The organism is Paenibacillus sp. NPDC057886 (assembly GCF_042796655.1).
GTDB lineage: Bacteria > Bacillota > Bacilli > Paenibacillales > Paenibacillaceae > Paenibacillus.
In genome coordinates, this window is sequence record NZ_JBHVMZ010000003.1 from 491885 (window position 1) to 512806 (window position 20922).

Sequence of the window (20922 nt, forward strand, 5' to 3'; positions counted from 1 at the left end):
GCCCATAAAAATTGATGTTCTTTTCATCTCCATTTCAGATTCCATTAAGGTAGCAGAGGTAAGATAAGTCTTGTAAACCCCTTCTCGTGTTAAATAGATGTGTGACTAGCCCCGTCGGATCGTCCGGCGGGGCACTTTTTTTCTACATTTCATCGGTTGATGGTATGATAGAAGAATACATAAATGCTAGTAACGGAGGGATGGTTCGTGGACCCCAGCCTACATCCGCTGTTCAGACCCATTCAGATGAATGGGACGGATAGGAATACGTATTATATTGAGCAAATACCATCTGTTTCCCTGATGGCTCATGTAGCCTGTTATTGGGAATCGGGTTCTATTCCGCATGAGGGAGAGCGAGATCAGGAACCTATATCAGTGCCCGCTCGGGTATTACCGGATGGCTGCACGGACATGCTGATTACATACGACTCGGTCCGTTCGGCTCATTCCTATGCGTACTGTGGGAATTATTCGCATCCGTTCGCTGTGCCCGAGGCATCCGATGTAAGTCCTTCCGCAGATTACACATTTGGCGTACGTTTTTTTCCGGGTGGGGCGTACGTCTTTCACGGTTTGCCATTGGAAGGATTTACGGACATGCGAATTCCGCTTGAGGAATGTTGGTCGCTCAGATTGAATGAGCTTCAGGAACGGATAGCTGGAACAAAAACCTTTGAAGAACGGGTGCAGGTAATGAATGCCTATCTGATTCCATTATCCGTGCAGACCAGTACATATGAGAATGATCTGATGAAAAACGCACTGCATCGCATCTTTATCGATGGGGGACGCATGAGCGTCAGCGAGCTGGCAATGCGAGAAGTTGTCAGCGAACGCCAGCTGCATCGGAAGTTTGCAGAATGGATCGGAATCAGTCCGAAGCGATTCAGTGAGGTGGTTCGTTTTCACCGTGTCCTAGGCAGTATTCATCAGGGGCATACGGCGGATGGGGTAGCACTGGCCGTGAATCATGGTTTTTTTGACCAAGCCCACTTGATTCGTCAATTCCGCAAGTTTTATGGAGAAACTCCGCTGACCGCTGCCAAAGAACATCAACAAAGGTTGTCCGATTTGTACAATAACTCGATTGCCTCTTCCGATATACTGAAATCGTGAGAATAATAGTAAAGGAGATATCATATATGAATGGAACATTGCAAATGCGGGATCATCTGCTCCATGAATTGGAGACGGGAGTACGTACGGGGGCGAGCCTGATCCGCCTGATCCGTCCAGAGGACTGGGCATACCGCCCGCAGGACAATATGCGTTCACTGGTGGAACTGGTCCATCATTTTATTCAGATCACGGCATCGGACCTCGCCATTATGCAGGAGAAGAGCGAAGCGGAGGTGGGTGTGGTAGAGAATAGCCTGTCAGGGATCGAGGATATTGAAAAACTAGAGGCAACACTTTGGAGCAATTTAGAAGCCTACAAAGCTTATATTGTATCCCTGAGCGAAGAAGATCTGTTGAACCGCTCAACCAAAGCTTTCTATATGGAGCATGGTCATCTGCAGGCTCAATGGCAGATTGAAACGTTAACACATGTGTTCCATCACCGTTCACAGTTGTATAATTACCTCAAACAGCAGGGGCATGAGTTAAACTTTTTCATGTTGTATGCTTAATAATCTTAAAATATAAGTTTCATGTAAGAGCTTCGCCGGATGATCTGGCGGGGCTTTTTGATTACTTTAGTCTAGCATCTCTATCAAAATGGACGTTATCACACGGTCATTTTACCGTTACATTAATAGATTCCAAGCATAGAATACCGTATCAAAGCAAAAGGAGGTGATTTCCATGGCCATCCTTTTACCACAACAGTTTTATGCCTTAGCGGCTAGTGTGGGTAAATCGTATTATGAAAACCTTGCTGGAGGCACGAATGCCAGCATCACAGTGAACAATTTTGGTCCTTTTCCGGTAGACCTGGTTGTGACTCGTGTTAACGCTCCAGTGATCACGTATTTGATCCCTGCTGGCAACAGCCTTACGTTGTCTGTTGATTTGCTGCTCGTAGCTGCTCTGCTGACTACTCCCGCAGGTGCTTCAACAGGCACGATTCAAATCGCAACAGCTGATTTCTAATGAATGTCGCGTGCTTTGTGAGCCTTTGCCGGACATGTTGTCGGCAGAGGTTTTTTTCTTTTTTTATGGATGCATCATATCGATTCAATCAAGAAGCAGCCTCAGAAATTGATGTACGACCCCAGTGATATAATAGGTTTAGATCATATTTTTGTTTACATAGGCTACCATTCGAGTAATTTATATTAAGAACAACACGTAGACTGATGTTGTGAAACAGGAGGGTATTGGACGATGAACAGAACAACGTTTCTTGAAACCGAGCGGCTTGTATTCTCGACATGGAATGAAGAAGACCGTGCTCTGGCGTCAGCTCTATGGGGAGATCATGAGGTATCGAAGTGGATTAGTAGCAAAGGATTTCTGAGCGAGGATGAAGTGGAAGCTCGGTTGACCCAGGAAATAAAAAGGCAGGAGGAAGCGGGGGTGCAATATTGGCCACTCTTGGAGAAAGAATCGGAAATGTTTGTTGGTTGCTGCGGCTTGCGCCCGTATTCTTCGGAAGAAGATATATATGAACTGGGATTTCATCTTACCCGGGATCACTGGGGCAAGGGCTACGCCATGGAGGCGGCACGGGCGGTGATTGACTATGCATTTGGCGAACTGAAGGTTAAAGGGTTGTTTGCCGGGCATCATCCGGACAATGAAGTGTCGCGTCACATGTTATCCGAGCTGGGCTTCGAATATGTGCGGGATGAGCGATATGAACCGACAGGACTGATGCACCCGTCTTATTTGCTGAAAAAGAAATAAATAATTTGCACATTCAGAGCAGCACAAAGTCTTTAAACATATAGCTTGATTGAATGAATAGCAGCGGTGACCGTCATTTTTTGGTAAATGGGTTTTCATCGTTTTTTTATTTCATTTTCAGCTTCTATTAAGGTAGCAGAGGTAAGATAATTCTTGTAAACCCCTTCTCGTGTTAGATAGATGTGTGACTGACCTCGCCGGACGCCGGTGAGGTATTTTTTTGTTTTATTTTATAAAAATACACAAAACAAACATAAACAAAAATAAATAAAGTGAATATATCTGTGTATCATTGACTTATAAAGATAAACAAAGGTATAATGAATGTGAAAAAAGGAACTTATTATGTACGTGACGGCCATTCTATTTTTTATCATAAGGAGAGAATGATGATGAACGTGACCCTTACTAATGAAACAACGCAGGCTGCTGGCTTCCATATCCCATTTGTTCGTGAGATGGCGGAGATTACTCAACATATGTGGAAAAACGGGTGGGATGAACGCAATGGCGGTAATGTCAGCTATTTGCTGGAGGAAGAGGAAGTCGCCCAATATATCGATATCAACCATGTTATTCGCAAGATCAAACCTGCATTTTCGATGCATGAGCTGGCAGGCAAGTATGTTATCGTGACTGCTTCGGGCAAATATTTCAAAAATGTACTGGCTGATCCAGAGAGCAATCTGGGGTTGTTGCGTGTAGCGAATGATGGACAGGAGCTGGAAGTGCTGTGGGGGCTAAAGTCGGGGGCGAACCCAACGAGTGAATTGCCTACGCATTTCATGAGTCATATCGAACGTCTGAAAGTCGACCCGAAACACCGGGTTGTGATGCACAACCATGCGACCAACGTCCTGGCGATGACATTTATCCACGAGTTGGATGAACTGAAATTTACAAAGACGTTGTGGCAGATGTGTACGGAATGTGTTGTCGTATTTCCTGACGGTGTTGGTATTATTCCGTGGATGGTGCCTGGATCGAATGAAATTGGACGGGAAACGGCTGAGAAAATGAAGGATTACCACGCGGTCATTTGGCCGCAGCACGGAATTTTTGGAACGGGTACAACGATCGATGAAGCTTTTGGACTTATCGAAACCATTGAGAAGGCGGCCCAGGTGTATATGCTGGTTGCAGGCCATGAGATCAGACAGCGAATTACGGATCAGCAGCTAGCTACATTGGCCGAGGCTTTCAGTGTCACTCCACGTCCTGGTATATTGGGTACGGAGGTTTAACGAGTCGAAATTGTATAAAAGAAAGAGCTCCAACACAGCCTAATATGAATGGTCTTTGGTTTATTAAACCGAAGGCCATTTCCTTTTTTTCGGCGAACAAACGCCGTTTTGGTTCAAAAAAGTTCAAAATGCGGATAAAGCACGGCTTTGTTATCGATTATTGAATCGTAGAATGCATTATCACACGCTGGCGAAATTCGGGTGAAATGACGTATTGTCAATGGCTCAGCGATTTTGCATAATAACAATGCTTCACAGATGAAAGACGGAAGGAAGTTATGATCATGCTTGGCAAAATGAAGAGAATCTTAATAGGCAAGCCCATGAAATCGGCTGAATTGGATGCAGAAAAATTGGGGAAATGGAAGGCGCTCGCCATTCTGTCCTCCGATGCACTATCGTCCGTTGCCTACGGTACGGAGCAGATCTTACTGGTGCTCGTTGCGGCTGGATTCGCCGCCTTGTGGTACTCTGTTCCAATCTCCATCGCCGTGTTGGGATTACTCGTCATTTTAATTTTTTCCTACCGCCAGACGATTTTTGCTTATCCAACGGGAGGCGGCGCGTATATCGTAGCCAAGGATAATCTCGGTACGGCTCCGAGCTTGATTGCCGGAGGATCTCTGCTGGTCGATTATATTCTGACGGTTGCGGTAAGTTCGTCCGCAGGGACTGATGCGATTACATCTGCCTTTCCGATGCTTCATGATTACAGCATAGTCATTGCACTGATCATGATTGTATTTCTGACCATTATGAATTTGCGGGGGGTGACGGAATCTGCTTCCGTACTGGCGATCCCCATATATCTGTTTATCTTTTCGATTGCGATTCTGATTATATCCGGGGGTATCAAATTTCTCGCTGGTGGCATGGAAGCTGCAGCCCCTGAATTCGGAACGAGTATGTCTCATGTGAGTCTGTTTCTGCTGCTGAAGGCATTCAGCTCGGGTTGTTCGGCCTTGACCGGGGTTGAGGCGGTGAGTAACGCTATTCCGAACTTTAAGCAGCCTGCCGAGAAAAATGCAGCAGGAACCTTGATGCTTATGGGATGTATTCTGGGAGCCATGTTTATCGGGATCACGTTACTTGCTTATGGTTACGGGGTGAAGCCTGATCCGAAAGCCACAGTCATTTCCCAGATTGCCGAAGCTACATTTGGCAGGGGCACGATGTATTTTATTATTCAGGGTGTGACGGCCTTGATTCTGTTCCTGGCGGCGAATACGGCGTATTCTGCATTCCCGCTGCTGTCCTTTATGATGGCAAAGGATAAATATATGCCGCATATGTTTATGGTTAGAGGAGACCGCCTTGGCTTCTCGAACGGTATTATTTTTCTCAGTGTGATGTCTGCCTTGCTGGTTGTCGGATTCAAAGGAAATACGGAAAGCCTGATTCCGCTCTACGCGGTGGGCGTGTTCATTCCATTCACTCTGTCACAGCTGGGTATGATGATTCGCTGGATCAAAGTCAAACCAACCGGCTGGGGTGTGAAGCTGCTCGTCAATACGATTGGGATGCTGACCACGCTGTCGATTACATTGATTTTTATATTCACCAAGTTCACGCAAACATGGGTTATCTTTATTTTCCTGCCACTCGTCGTCTATGTGTTCATGCGCATTCATCGTCATTACTGCAACATCGCGGATGAATTGCGGATTGATATCCAGCTGGAGAAACCGGTGAGAAAGGGCAATACCATCGTCATTCCGGTGGCTGGCATTACGAGGGTGGTGATGAACACCATTTCTTACGCCCAGACGATGTCAGATCACGTGGTTGCCTTGTATATCGGGTTCGATGATGAAGCCATCCGCAAGATGGAGCAGAAGTGGGAAGAGTGGAATCCTGGCGTTCGCCTGGTTGTCATTAAATCGAGATACCGCAGTATTATGGGACCGCTCAAAAAGTTCATTGATACCGTGGAATGGAAGACGGCCGAGACGGACCATATCACGATTCTAATTCCGCAGTTCATCACCAAGCATTGGTGGCAAAATGTACTGCACAACCAGACCAGCTTCATGATCCGCGCTTATCTGATTAATTATAAAGACGTGATTGTCACGACTGTGCCGTATCATCTCAATCGTTAAAAGGATTCTTCTACAATGGGCAATGGCATGAGAAGAGTATGTAATGTGCTTACATGCCATCCATTTTCTTAGAAAATCTCAACTGAACATTTTGCGTTAACGTTAAATATCCAGTTTTCTGTTAAATTTATTGAGTTGATATCTAATCGTTGTTCATCTTCCCTTAACACATTAAGCCGCACGAACTCCCGAATCAAGGGAGTTCGTGCGGTTTTTTTTACTGTTCACTGACCCTGATTTGAAGTCTATTTAACGTCCCTTGTTTGGTAAAATCGCTTGTCCACGATTAACGCTGCGTTGATTCAGAACGGATGCTGCTGTGACAGTTGGCTTATACACTAGATAACGTGGGTGATGAAGTTCGCACACCGAATGCGTAGATCAAGGGGGAAGAAAATCCGATGAGTGAGCTTGATAACCGGATCGGCTTGCCTGCTGCCAGACGGCGCGTATGGGGTACAAGTCAGCGCCGGACAGCTTCGCTGCGTGTGCAGCGGATGCGGGAAAATATGCTGGCCTATGGTTTCCTGGCACCATCGCTGCTTTTATTTGCAGTGTTTCTGTTTTATCCGATGTTCAAGTCGGTGTACCTGAGTCTGCATTCCACTGACCCTACCGGCCAGATTGCAGCTTATGTAGGACTGGACAATTTCAAGGCGGTATTCCAGTCCGGACTGTTCCTGCAAGGCATGAAAGTGACGTTGCTATTTGTTCTGTTTACCGTGCCAACCGGCATGCTGGCAGCTCTGATTTTAGCGGCATTAACACACAACCGTTTTAAGGGAATGCGTATATTCCAGTTTGTATTCTCTCTGCCCGTGGTATTGTCTGTCGGTTCGTCGGCGGTCATCTGGAAGTTTCTGTTCCATCCGACCTTGGGCATGCTGAATTATTTATTAGGAAAAGTTGGAATCGATCCAATTCCCTGGCTGACCAGCCCGGATTGGGCATTAATATCGATTTCCATTATGACGATTTGGATGAATCTCGGATTTAATTACATTATACTATCCAGCGGATTACAGGGTATCCCGGATGAAATTTATGAGAGCGCGAAGATTGATGGCGCAGGTCCTTTGCTTACTTTTCGCAAAATCTCGATGCCGCTGTTGTCGCCAACCCTGTTTTTCGTCACCGTGGTATCAATCATTGGTGCGTTCCAATCATTTGGACAGATCAACATTCTAACCCGGGGTGGTCCGATGGACAGTACAAATGTATTCGTATATTCCATCTATCAGGAAGCCTTTGTTAATTTCCGCTTTGGGACGGGCAGTGCGCAGGCGCTTATCCTGTTCGCGGTCATTATGCTGCTGACCCTGATTCAGTTCAAATGGGTGGAAAGGAAAGTGCATTACCAATGAGAACACCATGGACCCAAACATTGCTGTATGTGTTGCTTACAATCTGTGCGGCACTTGTACTGTATCCGGTGCTGTACACCTTTTTCATGGCAGTGATGACGCCGGAGGATGCCAGTGCGTATCCGCCTCATATCATCCCGCAATCTATAGACCTGTCCAATTTCACGGAAGTATTCGATATCGTTCCGATTGGTTCGTTTATCGGCAATACGTTCCTGGTCGCAGGACTGACGATGCTTGGTCAGCTTGTTACAGCGAGCATGGCGGCCTATGCATTCGCGAAAATGGAGTTTAAGGGCAAGAACGTCATCTTTAGCATGTTTGTGGCGACGATGATGATTCCTTGGGAAGTGACCATGATCCCGAACTATCTGACGGTGCGCAGCTGGGGCTGGCTTGATACGTATCAGGGGCTGACCATACCGTTTCTGGCAACAGCGTTTGGTACATTCCTGCTGAGACAATTCTTCATGCAGCTGCCCAAGGAACTGTTTGAAGCGGCGAAGATCGATGGCTGTGGGCACATCCGATATTTTGTATCCCATGTCCTACCATTGTCCCGTCCGGCACTTGGAACATTGGCGATCTATTCATTCCTGAGTATGTACAACTCCTATCTGTGGCCGCTACTCGTTACGAATACGCCGGAGATGAGAACGGTACAGATCGGGATCTCGATGCTGGAGTTCCAGGAATCCACAGCATGGAATTTGGTGTTTGCCGGCACGGCACTTGTTATTTTACCGTCGCTGCTGCTTCTGGTTTTCGGTTTGAAGCAGCTTGTCCGCGGTATGGCCGCAGGCGCGCTGAAGGGTTAAGGTACTAAGGTTTGTTTTAAGGGTTAGAAGGTTGGCGGTTTGGATACCCAGGAGCGAATAAACAAGGCTCACTCTTGAAATAAGATGTTGAGAAGATAAACCACGTAGTAGTGGAGGGGACGAAATCGATTCTGAAGAAGCGAAGCGTTCGCCTTTATCCCCGGATTTTCCCCTTTGAAGGGAAATGAAAAAATCCGGGGATAACAGCGATCGAAAGAACGATTTGTAACCGTAACGGCTACTGCGTGTCATCTCCAAGATTTTATTGTGACGTGAGCCCAAAAAAAGGAGAGCGATTATGATCGGGTTTCGTTTGAAAAAAAGAGGAACATTTGCATTGATGTTGGCTGCACTTATGCTGGTATTGGCCGCTTGTGGCGGAAAAACCGAAACGACAAGCACCACGGGCGGAGCGCAGGCTGATGCCGCAGCTGCTGAGCCGGTACAACTGACATGGTGGCATTCGATGTCGGGTGCAGGGGAGAAAGCCATTAATCAACTCGCTTCCGATTTCAACGCAAGTCACCCGGACATTCAGGTCAAGGCAATCTATCAGGGGAAATATGATGAGAGCCTGAACAAACTCAAAGCTTCCATGGGATCGGACAGTGGTCCGGATATTATCCAGGTGTACGAGATCGGCAGCAAATTCATGATCGATTCGGGCATGATTACGCCGGTACAACAATTCATTGATAAAGACAAGTTCGACCTGTCTCAACTGGAACCCAATATCATCCGTTATTACACCATCGATGGCAAATTGAATGCAATGCCGTTTAACACATCGAACCCGATTCTGTATTACAACAAAGATATGTTCAAAGCAGCTGGTTTGGACCCAGAGAACCCGCCTAAGACATACGAAGAGTTTGAGCAAGCAGCCAAAGCACTGGCGAAAGACGGTAAACCAGGTGCGTCCATGGCTATCTATGGCTGGTTTATGGAACAGTTCTTCGCGAACCAGAATGCAGATTATGTAAACAGTGGTAACGGAAGAACCGGTGCAGCGACTGAATCCATGCTGAACTCCGAAGCTGGAGTGAAGACTTTGACATGGTGGAAAAAGATGATGGACGAGAAAATCGTCTCCAATCTGGGACGTAGCACGGACGATACGACAGCTGCATTCACCGCACAGCAAATCGGTATGACGCTGGATTCCACCGCTGGATTGCGCAAAATTGTAGAGGGCGCTGGTGGCAAGTTTGAGCTGGGAACAGGCTTCCTGCCACGTCCGGCAGATGCCAAAGAAGGCGGCGTTGTTGTTGGTGGCGCAAGCTTGTATATCATGAACAACAAATCCGAAGCAGAGCAGCAAGCTGCTTGGGAATTCATCAAGTACCTGGCTACACCTGAGGTGCAAGCCAACTGGAGTGTTGCGACAGGATACTTCCCAATTACGACAGCAGCCTACGATGAGCAAGAATTAAAGGATAATATGGCGAAGTACCCGCAATTCCAGACAGCAGTCGACCAATTGCACGCTTCCGCGGATTCGACAGCAACATCCGGGGCCGTTATGGGTGTATTCCCCGAAGCCCGCCAAATTGTCGAAGGAGCGATCGAGACGGTCCTGAATGGACAAGGAACTCCGCAAGACGTATTAGATGCAGCAGCGAAGCAAATTACAGACAAGATTGGGCAGTATAACAGCACGGTGAAGAAGTAACTTATTGGCTTGCAGCAGGACAAACTTCACGCTGGGTATTGAAAATTGAAATGTATGGCTTAACTTGGGATGCATAACGAGTGAGACGTATGCGATGGTCAACCCTGACTGTCGCATCGTTTTGCTGTGAAAAGATCTTGAGCAAAATCGCTTTAAGGCGAATTGGCTATAGGGATATCTATCAATATATGTCGAATACAGAGATTTGGGTCTTTTGTATGTTAGTTTAAGTTACTCAATATAGGCTGTTATACACATGTTTTTGATGTGAAAGTGATAAATATGACATAGGAAAGCTGAAATATAGTACTTTTTTACGTTTTTTTATTTTTAGTTATGATTTTTGTGATGTATATGTTCTATTTTATATCATACAAAAAAGAATATTGTTTACATCGAATAGAACTTCAGTTATCTTATATTTGAACTAATGTACAAGCCTCATGAACAAATGATTACAAATTTAAAACATGGAGGTAGGTAAAAGATGCATGTTCTGCAAATGAAGAGGTGGCTCAGGTTGTTCCTGGCCATGATCCTGCTCATCACGGGTGCCAGTCCGGCTGGATTGTTCAGCAGTAAGGCAGCCGCGGCGGATGAGCCTTTAACGGTTGCTCAGGCGATAGCTCGCAACAATGATGGATTACCGGGGACAGTGGAAGGATATGTTATCGGGTATTTTAACAATAACTCTAAAAACCAACTTCAAACCGAAGCTCCGTTTAGCGGAGGAAGTAATTTCGGACTTGCCGATACTCCAGGGGAAACGGATTTAAGCAAGATTATGTCTGTTCAAATTCCCAATGATACCTCAGTGCGTGACATATTTGGATTAAATAAAAATCCCGAGCTTTTTGGCAAAAAAGTCAGGATAACCAATGGAACGCTAGCTTCCTATCTTGCTCTTCCTGGCCTCAAATATGACTCCACTTCAACAACCTTCCAACTGATCGATGAAACTCCTGTAACTAAAGTGGCAAACGTCACAGCCAATCCTACTTCAGGCGCTGTTCCAGCAGGGACCAAGGTGACCTTGGAAACAACCACAGTTGGTGCAACTGTATACTACAAGCAGAATACGGACGCTGATTATCTTCCCTACACTGTGCCCATCACGGTAAATGATGCAACTCACATTGAAACCTACGCAGCTAAAGAGGGGATCGACAATAGTGATGTTACCAGTTTTGACTACACCCTCGTCGACACAACCCCCCTTTCAATCTCTGATGCAAGAAAAGCAACTGAAAATACGACCGTTACCGTTCAAGGTATTGTAACCTACAGCGAGTTGTCCGGAAGTGTATCGAATCTGTATATTCAGGATAACGATGCCGGAATCGTTGTGCGCGGCAATGCTTCTGGTGTGGAAGTTGGAGACTTGATTGAAGCCTACGGCCCAATTACGATCTACAACGGCCTTGTCCAGGTTGAAGCAAGCAAATCCGGATTTCAGGGTGGCTATATTCGAACTGTCGAAAAGTCACAGGATATACCTTCCCCTGTACCGCTCAATTCTTCCCATTTTGCTCCAGGTGCGGGGGGAAGCAAGGGTTCTGGAGGGCAGTATGAAGGGATGCTTGTCGAAGTAAACAATATTCAAGTGACAAAAAGCAACACGCCCACTTACACTGCGACAGATGTACATGGCGGGGAAATGCTGGTTTATGCCAAAAACAGCCCGTCTGCTCTCTCCGTTGGCAAATCGTATCATAAAGTGACAGGAGTCTTGACTTACCATTCCACTTACGGTCTGGAGCTAATTCCTCGAACGGCGTCGGATATTCTGGAAGATCTGCTCTCCGTAACAGCGAGCACACCTTCGGGTGGCATTGTAAAAGGAACGGAAGTTACGTTGACTTCTCCTTATGTCGGTGCCCAAATATTCTATACACTGGACGGTTCTGAACCAACTGTGAAATCAACGGAATACACACAGCCTATTAAGATCAATCAAAATCAAATGATTAAAGCTGTTGCCACTGCTGATAGCAGAGTAAGCACCATTTTTTCTTTTGAGTATACTGCGGTGGATCGAGTGGATGGTGTACGTATTCACGAAATTCAGGGGGCAGGCCATTATTCCATTTATGACGGACTGAAAGTACAGAATGTAGAAGGGATTGTTACATCTCTAGTTAATGCAGATTCATTCTATATGCAATCCATTCCTGGTCAGGAAGATGGAGATCCGGCAACTTCTGAGGGGATTTTAATCTATAAGAAAGATCATGGAATGAAAGTCCAGCATCAAGTAAAGGTTTCAGGTCAAGTCAAAGAGTATGCAGCAAGCGCAACAGACCTGCCAACCACTGAAATTGTAGCTTCTGAGATTGATTTTCAACATGCCAATGCTGAATTGCCGCAACCCGTAATTATTGGAAAAGGCGGCCGTGTAATCCCTAATATCATTGATTCGGATGGATTGGGCCAATTCAACCCGGACGTGGATGCTATAGACTTTTATGAAAGTTTGGAAGGCATGCGCATTCAGTTAGATGATGCTACTATTCTTGGACCTTATTCCTACAATCCTGGATTAGGAGTGACGGTAGACAACGGACCTAATAATCCATTGCAGACTCCGGCAGGAGGATTAATCTTACGTGGAGACGGAGCAGGAGAGTTTGAAAGTTCTCTAAATCCTCAACGCTTGTTCATTAATAAAAAACCTTCTCAAGCTGTGACCACGGGTGATAAATTTGCAGGCCCGATTAATGGTGTGATTTCTTATTCGAGTGGTAATTATAAGGTCACCTTGGAAGGCGATTTACCTCCGATTACATCCAGTGGTTTGAAACAGGCAACAACCTCAATTGAACCACAACAAGACAAGTTGACTATTGCTACATTCAACGTAGAGAACTTCAGTAAAAAGGATGCAACACGTGGAAATAAAATCGGCAAGATTATCGTTAACAATCTAAAAAGCCCTGATGTTATAGGGATCATGGAAGTTCAGGATAACGACGGAGCAACAGATAGCGGAAACACAGATGCGAGTGAAAGCTTCAAAACGCTTCTTGATGCAATTAAAAGCAATAATGGACCAAGTTATCAGTATACCGATATTGCACCGCTAAATAATATGGATGGTGGAGCAACCGGAGGTAACATTCGTGTAGGGTTCCTGTACAATCCGGATCGGGTATCCTTAAAAGCAGGTACCAAGGGTGATGCAACAACAGCGCTGGCCCTTGATGCAAGTGGAAATCTGTCGCTGAATCCAGGGCGCGTTCAACCCAATAATGTTGCTTTCAAAACTTCAAGAAAACCGCTCGCGGCAGAGTTTGAATTTAATGGTGAACGTGTGGTTGTTATCGCTAACCATTTCAATTCCAAGGGTGGGGATTTAGCCCCATTTGGTAATGTCCAGCCTGTAACCCGCAGCAGTGAAGTACAGCGTGCGCAGCAAGCAACGATTGTCAATGAATTTGTAACTGAATTAATCGACAAAGATCCTGATGTAAATGTCGCTGTTCTTGGAGACTTCAATGACTTCCAGTTCTCCAAAACATTGAACATTATTGAAGGTAATGAACTGGACAATCTGGTAAACAAACTGCCAGAGAACAAGCGTTATTCATACATCTATGATGGAAACTCTCAAACACTGGATCACATTCTGGTGAGCAAAAACCTGTCTGAAACTGCAGCCATTGAAGCTGTTCATGTGAATGCTGACTTCGAAGATTCACATGGGCGTGTCAGTGACCATGATCCGTTGCTTGCACAGCTAAGCATTGGAAGCACGGCAGAAGAGGGCGACTTCAACCTGCGTGTATTGCACACCAATGATACGCACGCGCATCTGGACAACATCCCGCGCCGCGTAACAGCTATTAAGGAAACACGCAATGATAACACCCTGGTGCTGGATGCAGGGGACGTATTCTCGGGTACATTGTATTTCAATCTCTTTAACGGTCTGGCGGATCTGGAGTTCATGAACATGATCGGATACGATGCCATGACCTTCGGAAATCACGAGTTTGATAAAGGCCCAAGTGTGCTCAAGGCGTTTATTGAACAAGCGAAATTCCCATTTGTGAGTGCCAATATTGACTATACCAAGGATGCGAATTTGGGTGGCTTGTACAACGATACCATCGGAAATCCAGGCGAGAATTCGCAAATCTATCCGGCCGTTATTACTGAAGTAAACGGCGAGAAGGTCGGAATCTTTGGCTTGACGACACCAGATACCGTATCCCTGTCCTCGCCGGGAGATGATCTGAAGTTTAAGGATTACAAGGCAAGTGCTCAGGCAACAGTGAACATGCTGCAAGATGAAGGCATCAACAAAATCATCGCGCTGACGCATCTGGGTTACTCGGAAGACCTGAAACTGGCAGAAGCAGTAGAAGGTATCGACATCGTAGTGGGTGGTCATTCACACACCATTCTGAACAAACCGGTGGTTGTAGATACGCACACCGATCCGACGCTGGTCGTACAGACGGGAGAATATGACGTTTCCCTGGGTCAACTGGATGTAACGTTCAACGAAGCAGGCGTACTGAAAACATGGAACGGCAAATTGTTGAACCTGGATGCGAAGGATGCCTCCGGTGCATACGTCTACGCCAATGATCCGGAAGCAGCGGAGAAACTGGCAAGCTATGCGAAACCTCTGGCCGAGTTCAAAAAAGAAGTTATCGGTAAAACGAATGTATTCCTCGATGGAGAACGCGGCACTGTGCGCAAGCAGGAAACCAACCTCGGAAACCTGATGACAGACGGCATGCTGGAGAAAGTGAAATCCATTGTGAAGGAGAACGACGTTAAAGGATATGTCGCCATCCAAAACGGTGGAGGCATTCGGGCTTCATTCCAAACAGGAGATATCACGTTGGGTGATTTATTAACCGTAATGCCATTCGGCAACAACCTGTCTGCGCTGAAAATGACAGGTAAGGAAATTACGGCTGCGCTGGAAAATGGCGTTAGCGGCGTGGAAACAGGCGAAGGACGCTTTCCGCAAGTTTCAGGCATGCGTTTCTACTACGATTCCACGAAGCCGGGCGAGAAAATTGATGCCATAACCAATACGGTGACCCAAGTCGGTCAACGCGTGCTCAAAGTACAGATTAAAAATGCCAATGGCACATACACAGACATCGATCCAAAGGGATACTACATCGTAGCGACGAACTCGTTTATGGCTAACGGTGGAGACTTCTACCGTGCCATGAGAGCGGCAAAGGATGATAACCGTTACTATGAACTGAATTTGGTCGATTATGAAATCTTCCATGAACATCTGGACCGTGTAGGTACGGTAAATCAGACAACAGAAGGACGCAGTACCGATCTGAAGGGAGCTCCACTTCCGGGTGATGGGAATGGAAGCAATCCTGGTAATGGTGGTGGAGACAACGGAAGTAATCCGGGCAGTGGTAATAGTGGTGGAGGTACAACGACACCAACCACACCTGTAACACCAACGAATCCAACAACTCCGATCACGCCTACGACACCTTCCGTTCCGGGTAATGGGAATGGTGGCGGTACTACACCAACCAATCCGGGTGTGATTTTGAAAGATATCGGCAATCACTGGGCAGCAGCAGCCATTGAGCAGGCCATTTCCCGGGGAATTGTGAATGGATATCAGGACGGTAATTTCCGTCCAAATGCACCAGCAACGCGCGCCGAGTTCATTGTGATGCTGGCAAGAGCATTTGAACTTCCAGCCAGCAGCAAGGCGTTGACGTTTAAGGATGCTTCCAAAATTCCAGCATGGGCACAATCCTTTATCGCTCAAGCTGTAGAACAAGGGATCATCAGTGGCTATACGGATGAGACGTTCCGTGCATCCGGCAAAGTATCCCGTGTAGAGATGACGGTTATGCTCGTAAGAGCACTCGGACTTCCAGTTGAATCGAATGCCACATTAACCTTTGCAGATGCGAATAAAGTACCTGCATGGGCCGTACCTTATATCGCAGCTGCATATGATGCAGGATTGGTGAAAGGCACAGGCAAAAACATGTTTAACCCGCTCTCTGAAGCAACTCGTGCTGAAGTTGTAACCTTATTGATGTCAGCGAGTGAGATTCAGGCGAAGTAATAAAAGATTGATCATCCACTACTGGAGCAGGCTGAGATCCGTTTTATCCTGAAAGGTTAACTCCGTTTCTCAAACGAAAACGGCTTGCAGACTCTCATCTGCAAGCCGTTTTTTTACTAATTACTGACTGTTTATTTTTACCAGAGGAAGGTATAGTAGACAGGATTAAATTGAAGGAGTGTTGACATGCAAGATCAACCGGTTTTAATCGCACTACTGGCTATTGCCGCAGGGATTTTCAGTTTGTTGGGTGGAATCAACAATTGGGATTGGTTTATGAAGAGTTTTAGAGCAGGTCTCTTTGTGAAAACCATTGGACGCCAGGGTGCAAGATTGGTGTATGGCATTTTAGGTATTGTGCTGATTACCATTGGCGTATTATTGTTGCTGATTGGGTAAGCGTAGAAAAAGAAAAGAAATGTGCAGAGCCTACGTACATAATTCAGTTTCACAGCCTTTAATGTAGAAGGTAACGATTAGTATGTTTAGATTTATCCTTGAGATTTTCGAAGTTAGTTAGGGTTCGTCCTATTCTGGGGAATGGGTAGACGATTTTCTAAGGAACTCAGGACGTCTTATTTCGCCTTCAGCTCCTCTTTTTACAAAGTAAGGAACATCAGACACGTTATTTACTGAAATCCCTGACAAAAACACTGCAAACGACTGTTTTATTCTGACATAGCGTGTCTCAGGTTCCTTAGATTTCTGCAATCACTTCAAATCCTTGAATAAGACGTCTCCGAATCGTTAGCGGTTGCACCATGCTCTGGACACGTTCAGGTACACTTCGGCTTGCAGTAGGTTTGAAGACACGCCCAAGTAAAAGTTACACTAAAAAAGACCACCGACAAAATTTCGGTGGTCTTTTTACCAAATTCAGGTTTATCCATCGCAATCTGGTTTAATTATCTTTTAAATCTTCAATGGAATTGATGTCCATATAGGTTGGTACAACCAGACCTGTTTTGGCACCGTCCATATTTGGACCGAGATCATCGATCTGATCCTTGTATTTGTTGAAATAATCTGCAGAGGTGAGCGGCAACCATGCAGCTGGAGTTGCATCTACATCACCATTGGCAATGCCGGTCCACATTGGACCGATTTCCACTTGAAGGGAGGTTACTTTGTAACCCAGTTTTTCTTTCAGAATGTACTCCAGCAAGTTGGTACTTGCAATCTCGGAGTCCCAGGCTACGTAACTCAGTTTAATGGAATCTCCATTCACCGGGGTCAGACCTTTGGTCCATTCAGCCACTTTGTCGCTATGCTTCTCGGCAAAAGCTGCTGCGGCTTTTTGGGGATCTTCTCCGTTTTGAATGGCGACCATGATTTCACCCATATCCTCAGGTGTCCAGGAGAAGCGATCCAGGAATTCATAAGCGACAGGTTTGTCTTCCTTTAACCCTTTACGGGCAATCGTATGAATTTGTTCTGCTTCACCGTAGACGCCTTCCGGATCGTCTAGGTATTTGAGGTCATATGCGTTAAACATCCAATGCGGTGTCCAACCGGTAACGATAATCGGTTCCTTATTCTTAACGGCTTTATCCAGCGTAGCTGTCATTGCCGCTCCTGAACCTTCAACCAGTTTCCAGTCAGACAAACCGTATTTCTCAATGGCACTGGCTGTGGATTTCATAATTCCGGCACCTGGATCGATACCGATAATTTGGTGATTCACTTCATTTCCCACATTGGCATTCGCCGATGGAGTAGAGGAAGAAGCGCCTGTTTCCAGGTCTGCAATCGAATTAACGTCTGTCATGTACGCAGGAACAACGAGCCCTGTGCGTACACCGGTCATGTTGGCACCCAGATCATCCACCTGGTCTTTGTAACGTTCCCAGTAGTCAGCGTGAGTTAATGGCAGCCAGGCTGCTGGAGAGGCATCTACGTCGCCTGAGGCGACACCCGTCCACATGGGTCCAGCTTCAACTTGCAGGGCGTTAACTTTATAGCCAAGTTTGCTTTCCATGACATATTTCAACAGGTTGGTACTTGCAATCTCAGAATCCCAGGCTACATAGCTAAGTTTAAATGCATCACCGTTAACTGGCGTCAGACCTTTGGTCCATTCGTCAATCTGGTCTGCATGTTTCTCAGCGTAGTCTTTTGCGGCTTCCTCTGGAGATGTACCATTTTGGATGGCACTCATCATTTCGCCCATTTCATCGGATGTCCATTGGAAACGGGACAGGAATTCATAAGCAACCGGGTGAGCCTCTTTCAAGCCTTTACGTGCGATGGTGTGAATTTCTTCTGCATCACCGAAAGATTTTTCGGGATCATCCAGATATTTTAGATCATATTTGTTGAACATCCAGTGTGGAGTCCAGCCTGTAATAATGATCGGTTGTTCCGCTTTAATCGCTTTGTCCAGTGTGGCAGTCATCGCTGCACCAGATCCTTCAATCAGGGTCCAGTCCGTCAGATGATAATCTTCGATGGCTTTGGCAGTGGATTTCATAATGCCTGCACCTGGGTCAATACCAATGATCTGATAATTGACTTCTTCACCTACAGCATTCGCTGGAGTGTTGTTACCGCCGGCAGAAGTACTGTTGCCGCCAATAAAGTATTGTGAGAAACCAGCTACGAGCACAACGAATGTTGCTGCAGCAGTAATCCAGGCTTTTTGTTTCGCTGAGAAGCGTGAGCTTTTCTTGCAGCCTGGCATAAACAGATTTTGAGTGAAACGGTCAAGTACGATCGCAAGAACCACGACAGCCAAACCTGCTTCAAAACCTTTACCAATCTGCAACTGTGTTACCGCACGATAGACTTCCGCACCAATACCCTGTGCACCGATCATGGAAGCAATAACAACCATGGACAGCGACAGCATGATGGTTTGGTTAATCCCTGACATTACGGTAGGCAATGCGAGTGGAAGCTGTACTTTGAACAACTTTTGCATGGACGTGGAACCAAAAGCATCCGCTGCTTCGACCAGTTCGCCAGATACCTGCTTAATTCCGAGGTGAGTCAGGCGAATCGTTGGTGGAATCGCGAATATGACGGACGCGATAACACCGGGAACCACACCAAGGCTGAAGAAGGTTACCGCTGGCAGCAAGTAGACAAATGCAGGCATGGTCTGCATAAAGTCAAGCAATGGTGTGATAATTCGAGCTGCAGTTTTGCTGTATGCAAGCCAGATACCGATGGGAACACCAAGCAGAATGGAGATTAATCCTGACGTAATAACAAGGCCCAAAGTATCCATCGATTGGGACCAATATCCGAGGTTATCTACAAGCAAGAAACCGACAACCGTAAACAGGGTCAGTGGTATTCGGCCAACAAGATATGCCAATACACCAAGTATTACAATAAACAGGAGCGGATGGGGGAGCATGAACAGCCCGGAGAAAAATCCGACAACCTCCTGAATAACAACAGAAATGACTTTAAATAATCCGGAGAGCGAGGAGCTCATCCAGTCAACAATCGCTTCAATCCACGATGCTAGTGGTATTTTGGGAATCATTCGCAAGTTCCTCCTTTACTGCAACTTCACCGCTTAATGCTCCAAGCAGGGCACCGCGGACGATAACACCTTGCAGACGGCCAGTTTCGCCAACAACAGCGAGCGGCACATGGGCTGAACTTACAATTTCGAACAATTCATGAATCAGGGTTTCAGGCGCTACAGTCGGCCCATCCGTAATCAGAATGTCGTTCAACACTTTGTTTTCACGCATTGCGCGGGTTGCATCTTCTGCTGTAATAACACCAAGCAGCTTTTTCGAACGGTCAATGACAAACAGGTTGGAAATACCACGTTCGCGCATTAATTCGAGGGCAACACGAGGACCACGGTCAAGCGTAATCGTTTCAGGACGTCGCATAACATGAGATGCGGTAAGGACCTTGGACAAGTCCACGTCTTCGACGAAGCGGGCCACATATGAGTTGGCCGGTTGAATCATGATTTCTTCCGGAGTACCGATCTGCACGACTGCGCCGTCTTTCATGAGGGCAATACGATCGCCGATGCGCAGCGCTTCGTCCAAGTCATGGGTAATGAAAATAATGGTCTTTTTCATTTTATCCTGAAGCTCAATCAGCTCATCCTGCATATCACGACGAATCAGTGGATCAAGTGCACTGAATGCTTCATCCATTAGCAGTACTTCCGGGTCATTCGCCAGCGCACGGGCCAAACCTACACGTTGCTGCATCCCGCCACTTAGCTCATCCGGCATTTTATCTTCCCAGCCTTTAAGGCCAACCAGTTCAAGCGACGTTTTTGCTTTTTCCCGACGTTCATCCTTATCAACCTTTTGAACTTCGAGCCCATACTCCACATTATCAAGAACGGTACGGTGCGGGAATAACGCAAACTTCTGGAATACCATGCTGATCGTTTTCCGACGCACTTCGCGCAATTGTTCTTTGTTCATCTTACGTAGGTCTTTGCCATGGACAAGAATCTCTCCGGATGTCGGTTCAATCAGTCGATTGAACATCCGAACAAGTGTCGACTTCCCACTCCCGGACAGTCCCATAATGACGAAAATTTCACCTTCCTGAATTTCCATGTTGACCCGGTTGACACCAACCGTTATCTGTTTTTCTTTGGCCAACTTTTCTTTGCCCCAACCTTGCTCCAGTAATTGCAGACCTTGCTCGGTTTGGGGGCCAAACAGTTTACTTACATTCTTTACTTCAAGTATGGTCATGTTTTCACCCCTTCTGATGTGTTGTGCACTTCGAACGGCTTTCAGCACCCACAAGCCCATACACTTGTGCGCCCAGCCACGAAATCCGGTAATCGTTGCTTCGCTTCC

13 protein-coding genes are annotated in these 20922 nt (G+C 46.3%); 11 read left to right on the forward strand and 2 right to left on the reverse strand.

The features are described 5' to 3' along the window. The first annotated feature begins 183 nt into the window (after positions 1-183). The 11 genes from ACFVQB_RS12830 to ACFVQB_RS12880 all read left to right on the forward strand — a co-directional run bounded on the left by ACFVQB_RS12830 (position 184) and on the right by ACFVQB_RS12880 (position 16525). The gene (locus ACFVQB_RS12830) at positions 184-1119 is read left to right on the forward strand and encodes a helix-turn-helix domain-containing protein (RefSeq protein ID WP_379439133.1); all 936 of its coding nucleotides are present in this window, start codon (positions 184-186) and stop codon (positions 1117-1119) included. A gap of 26 nt (positions 1120-1145) precedes the next feature. Continuing rightward, a complete protein-coding gene (locus ACFVQB_RS12835; protein ID WP_379439135.1) occupies positions 1146-1634 on the forward strand; it encodes a DinB family protein in 489 nt (162 codons plus the stop codon). 175 nt (positions 1635-1809) lie between these two features. Continuing rightward, the gene (locus tag ACFVQB_RS12840) at positions 1810-2097 is read left to right on the forward strand and encodes a hypothetical protein (protein WP_379439138.1); all 288 of its coding nucleotides are present in this window, start codon (positions 1810-1812) and stop codon (positions 2095-2097) included. A gap of 234 nt (positions 2098-2331) precedes the next feature. Next, positions 2332-2853, forward strand: a complete 522-nt coding sequence (locus ACFVQB_RS12845) for a GNAT family N-acetyltransferase (protein ID WP_379439141.1) — start codon at positions 2332-2334, stop codon at positions 2851-2853. A 392-nt stretch (positions 2854-3245) separates the two neighbouring features. Then, positions 3246-4097, forward strand: a complete 852-nt coding sequence (gene rhaD / locus ACFVQB_RS12850) for a rhamnulose-1-phosphate aldolase (RefSeq protein WP_379439745.1) — start codon at positions 3246-3248, stop codon at positions 4095-4097. A gap of 284 nt (positions 4098-4381) precedes the next feature. Then, positions 4382-6199 carry an APC family permease gene (locus ACFVQB_RS12855; protein ID WP_379439143.1) on the forward strand — a complete coding sequence of 606 codons (1818 nt, stop codon included), beginning with the start codon at positions 4382-4384 and terminating at the stop codon, positions 6197-6199. Positions 6200-6696: 497 nt separating this feature from the next. Then, positions 6697-7563 (forward strand): carbohydrate ABC transporter permease, encoded by an 867-nt coding sequence (locus tag ACFVQB_RS12860; protein ID WP_371129256.1) that lies wholly within the window; start codon positions 6697-6699, stop codon positions 7561-7563. Continuing rightward, complete coding sequence (locus ACFVQB_RS12865; RefSeq protein ID WP_379439146.1) at positions 7560-8381, forward strand: carbohydrate ABC transporter permease; 822 nt, start codon at positions 7560-7562, stop codon at positions 8379-8381. Before ACFVQB_RS12860 ends, ACFVQB_RS12865 begins: the two co-directional genes overlap by 4 nt. Before the next feature lie 298 nt (positions 8382-8679). Further along, a complete protein-coding gene (locus tag ACFVQB_RS12870; RefSeq protein WP_379439149.1) occupies positions 8680-10053 on the forward strand; it encodes an ABC transporter substrate-binding protein in 1374 nt (457 codons plus the stop codon). Positions 10054-10540: 487 nt separating this feature from the next. Beyond that, positions 10541-16126 (forward strand): S-layer homology domain-containing protein, encoded by a 5586-nt coding sequence (locus tag ACFVQB_RS12875; RefSeq protein WP_379439152.1) that lies wholly within the window; start codon positions 10541-10543, stop codon positions 16124-16126. Positions 16127-16312: 186 nt separating this feature from the next. Then, positions 16313-16525 carry an immunity 17 family protein gene (locus tag ACFVQB_RS12880; protein ID WP_379439155.1) on the forward strand — a complete coding sequence of 71 codons (213 nt, stop codon included), beginning with the start codon at positions 16313-16315 and terminating at the stop codon, positions 16523-16525. Positions 16526-17027: 502 nt separating this feature from the next. On the opposite strand, the gene ACFVQB_RS12885 is transcribed toward ACFVQB_RS12880, so the two are convergent. Next, positions 17028-19619 (reverse strand): glycine betaine ABC transporter substrate-binding protein, encoded by a 2592-nt coding sequence (locus ACFVQB_RS12885; RefSeq protein WP_379439158.1) that lies wholly within the window; start codon positions 19617-19619, stop codon positions 17028-17030. Then, a complete protein-coding gene (locus tag ACFVQB_RS12890; protein WP_379439160.1) occupies positions 19585-20814 on the reverse strand; it encodes a quaternary amine ABC transporter ATP-binding protein in 1230 nt (409 codons plus the stop codon). Before ACFVQB_RS12890 ends, ACFVQB_RS12885 begins: the two co-directional genes overlap by 35 nt. Positions 20815-20922 lie beyond the last annotated feature (108 nt).

Bases quoted from the DNA above. Each gene is read 5' to 3' on its own strand.
- ACFVQB_RS12830 (WP_379439133.1), top strand. From the start codon at position 184: ATGCTAGTAACGGAGGGATGGTTCGTGGACCCCAGCCTACATCCGCTG.
- ACFVQB_RS12835 (WP_379439135.1), top strand. From the start codon at position 1,146: ATGAATGGAACATTGCAAATGCGGGATCATCTGCTCCATGAATTGGAG.
- ACFVQB_RS12840 (WP_379439138.1), top strand. From the start codon at position 1,810: ATGGCCATCCTTTTACCACAACAGTTTTATGCCTTAGCGGCTAGTGTG.
- ACFVQB_RS12845 (WP_379439141.1), top strand. From the start codon at position 2,332: ATGAACAGAACAACGTTTCTTGAAACCGAGCGGCTTGTATTCTCGACA.
- rhaD (WP_379439745.1), top strand. From the start codon at position 3,246: ATGAACGTGACCCTTACTAATGAAACAACGCAGGCTGCTGGCTTCCAT.
- ACFVQB_RS12855 (WP_379439143.1), top strand. From the start codon at position 4,382: ATGCTTGGCAAAATGAAGAGAATCTTAATAGGCAAGCCCATGAAATCG.
- ACFVQB_RS12860 (WP_371129256.1), top strand. From the start codon at position 6,697: ATGCGGGAAAATATGCTGGCCTATGGTTTCCTGGCACCATCGCTGCTT.
- ACFVQB_RS12865 (WP_379439146.1), top strand. From the start codon at position 7,560: ATGAGAACACCATGGACCCAAACATTGCTGTATGTGTTGCTTACAATC.
- ACFVQB_RS12870 (WP_379439149.1), top strand. From the start codon at position 8,680: ATGATCGGGTTTCGTTTGAAAAAAAGAGGAACATTTGCATTGATGTTG.
- ACFVQB_RS12875 (WP_379439152.1), top strand. From the start codon at position 10,541: ATGCATGTTCTGCAAATGAAGAGGTGGCTCAGGTTGTTCCTGGCCATG.
- ACFVQB_RS12880 (WP_379439155.1), top strand. From the start codon at position 16,313: ATGCAAGATCAACCGGTTTTAATCGCACTACTGGCTATTGCCGCAGGG.
- ACFVQB_RS12885 (WP_379439158.1), bottom strand. From the start codon at position 19,619: ATGATTCCCAAAATACCACTAGCATCGTGGATTGAAGCGATTGTTGAC.
- ACFVQB_RS12890 (WP_379439160.1), bottom strand. From the start codon at position 20,814: ATGACCATACTTGAAGTAAAGAATGTAAGTAAACTGTTTGGCCCCCAA.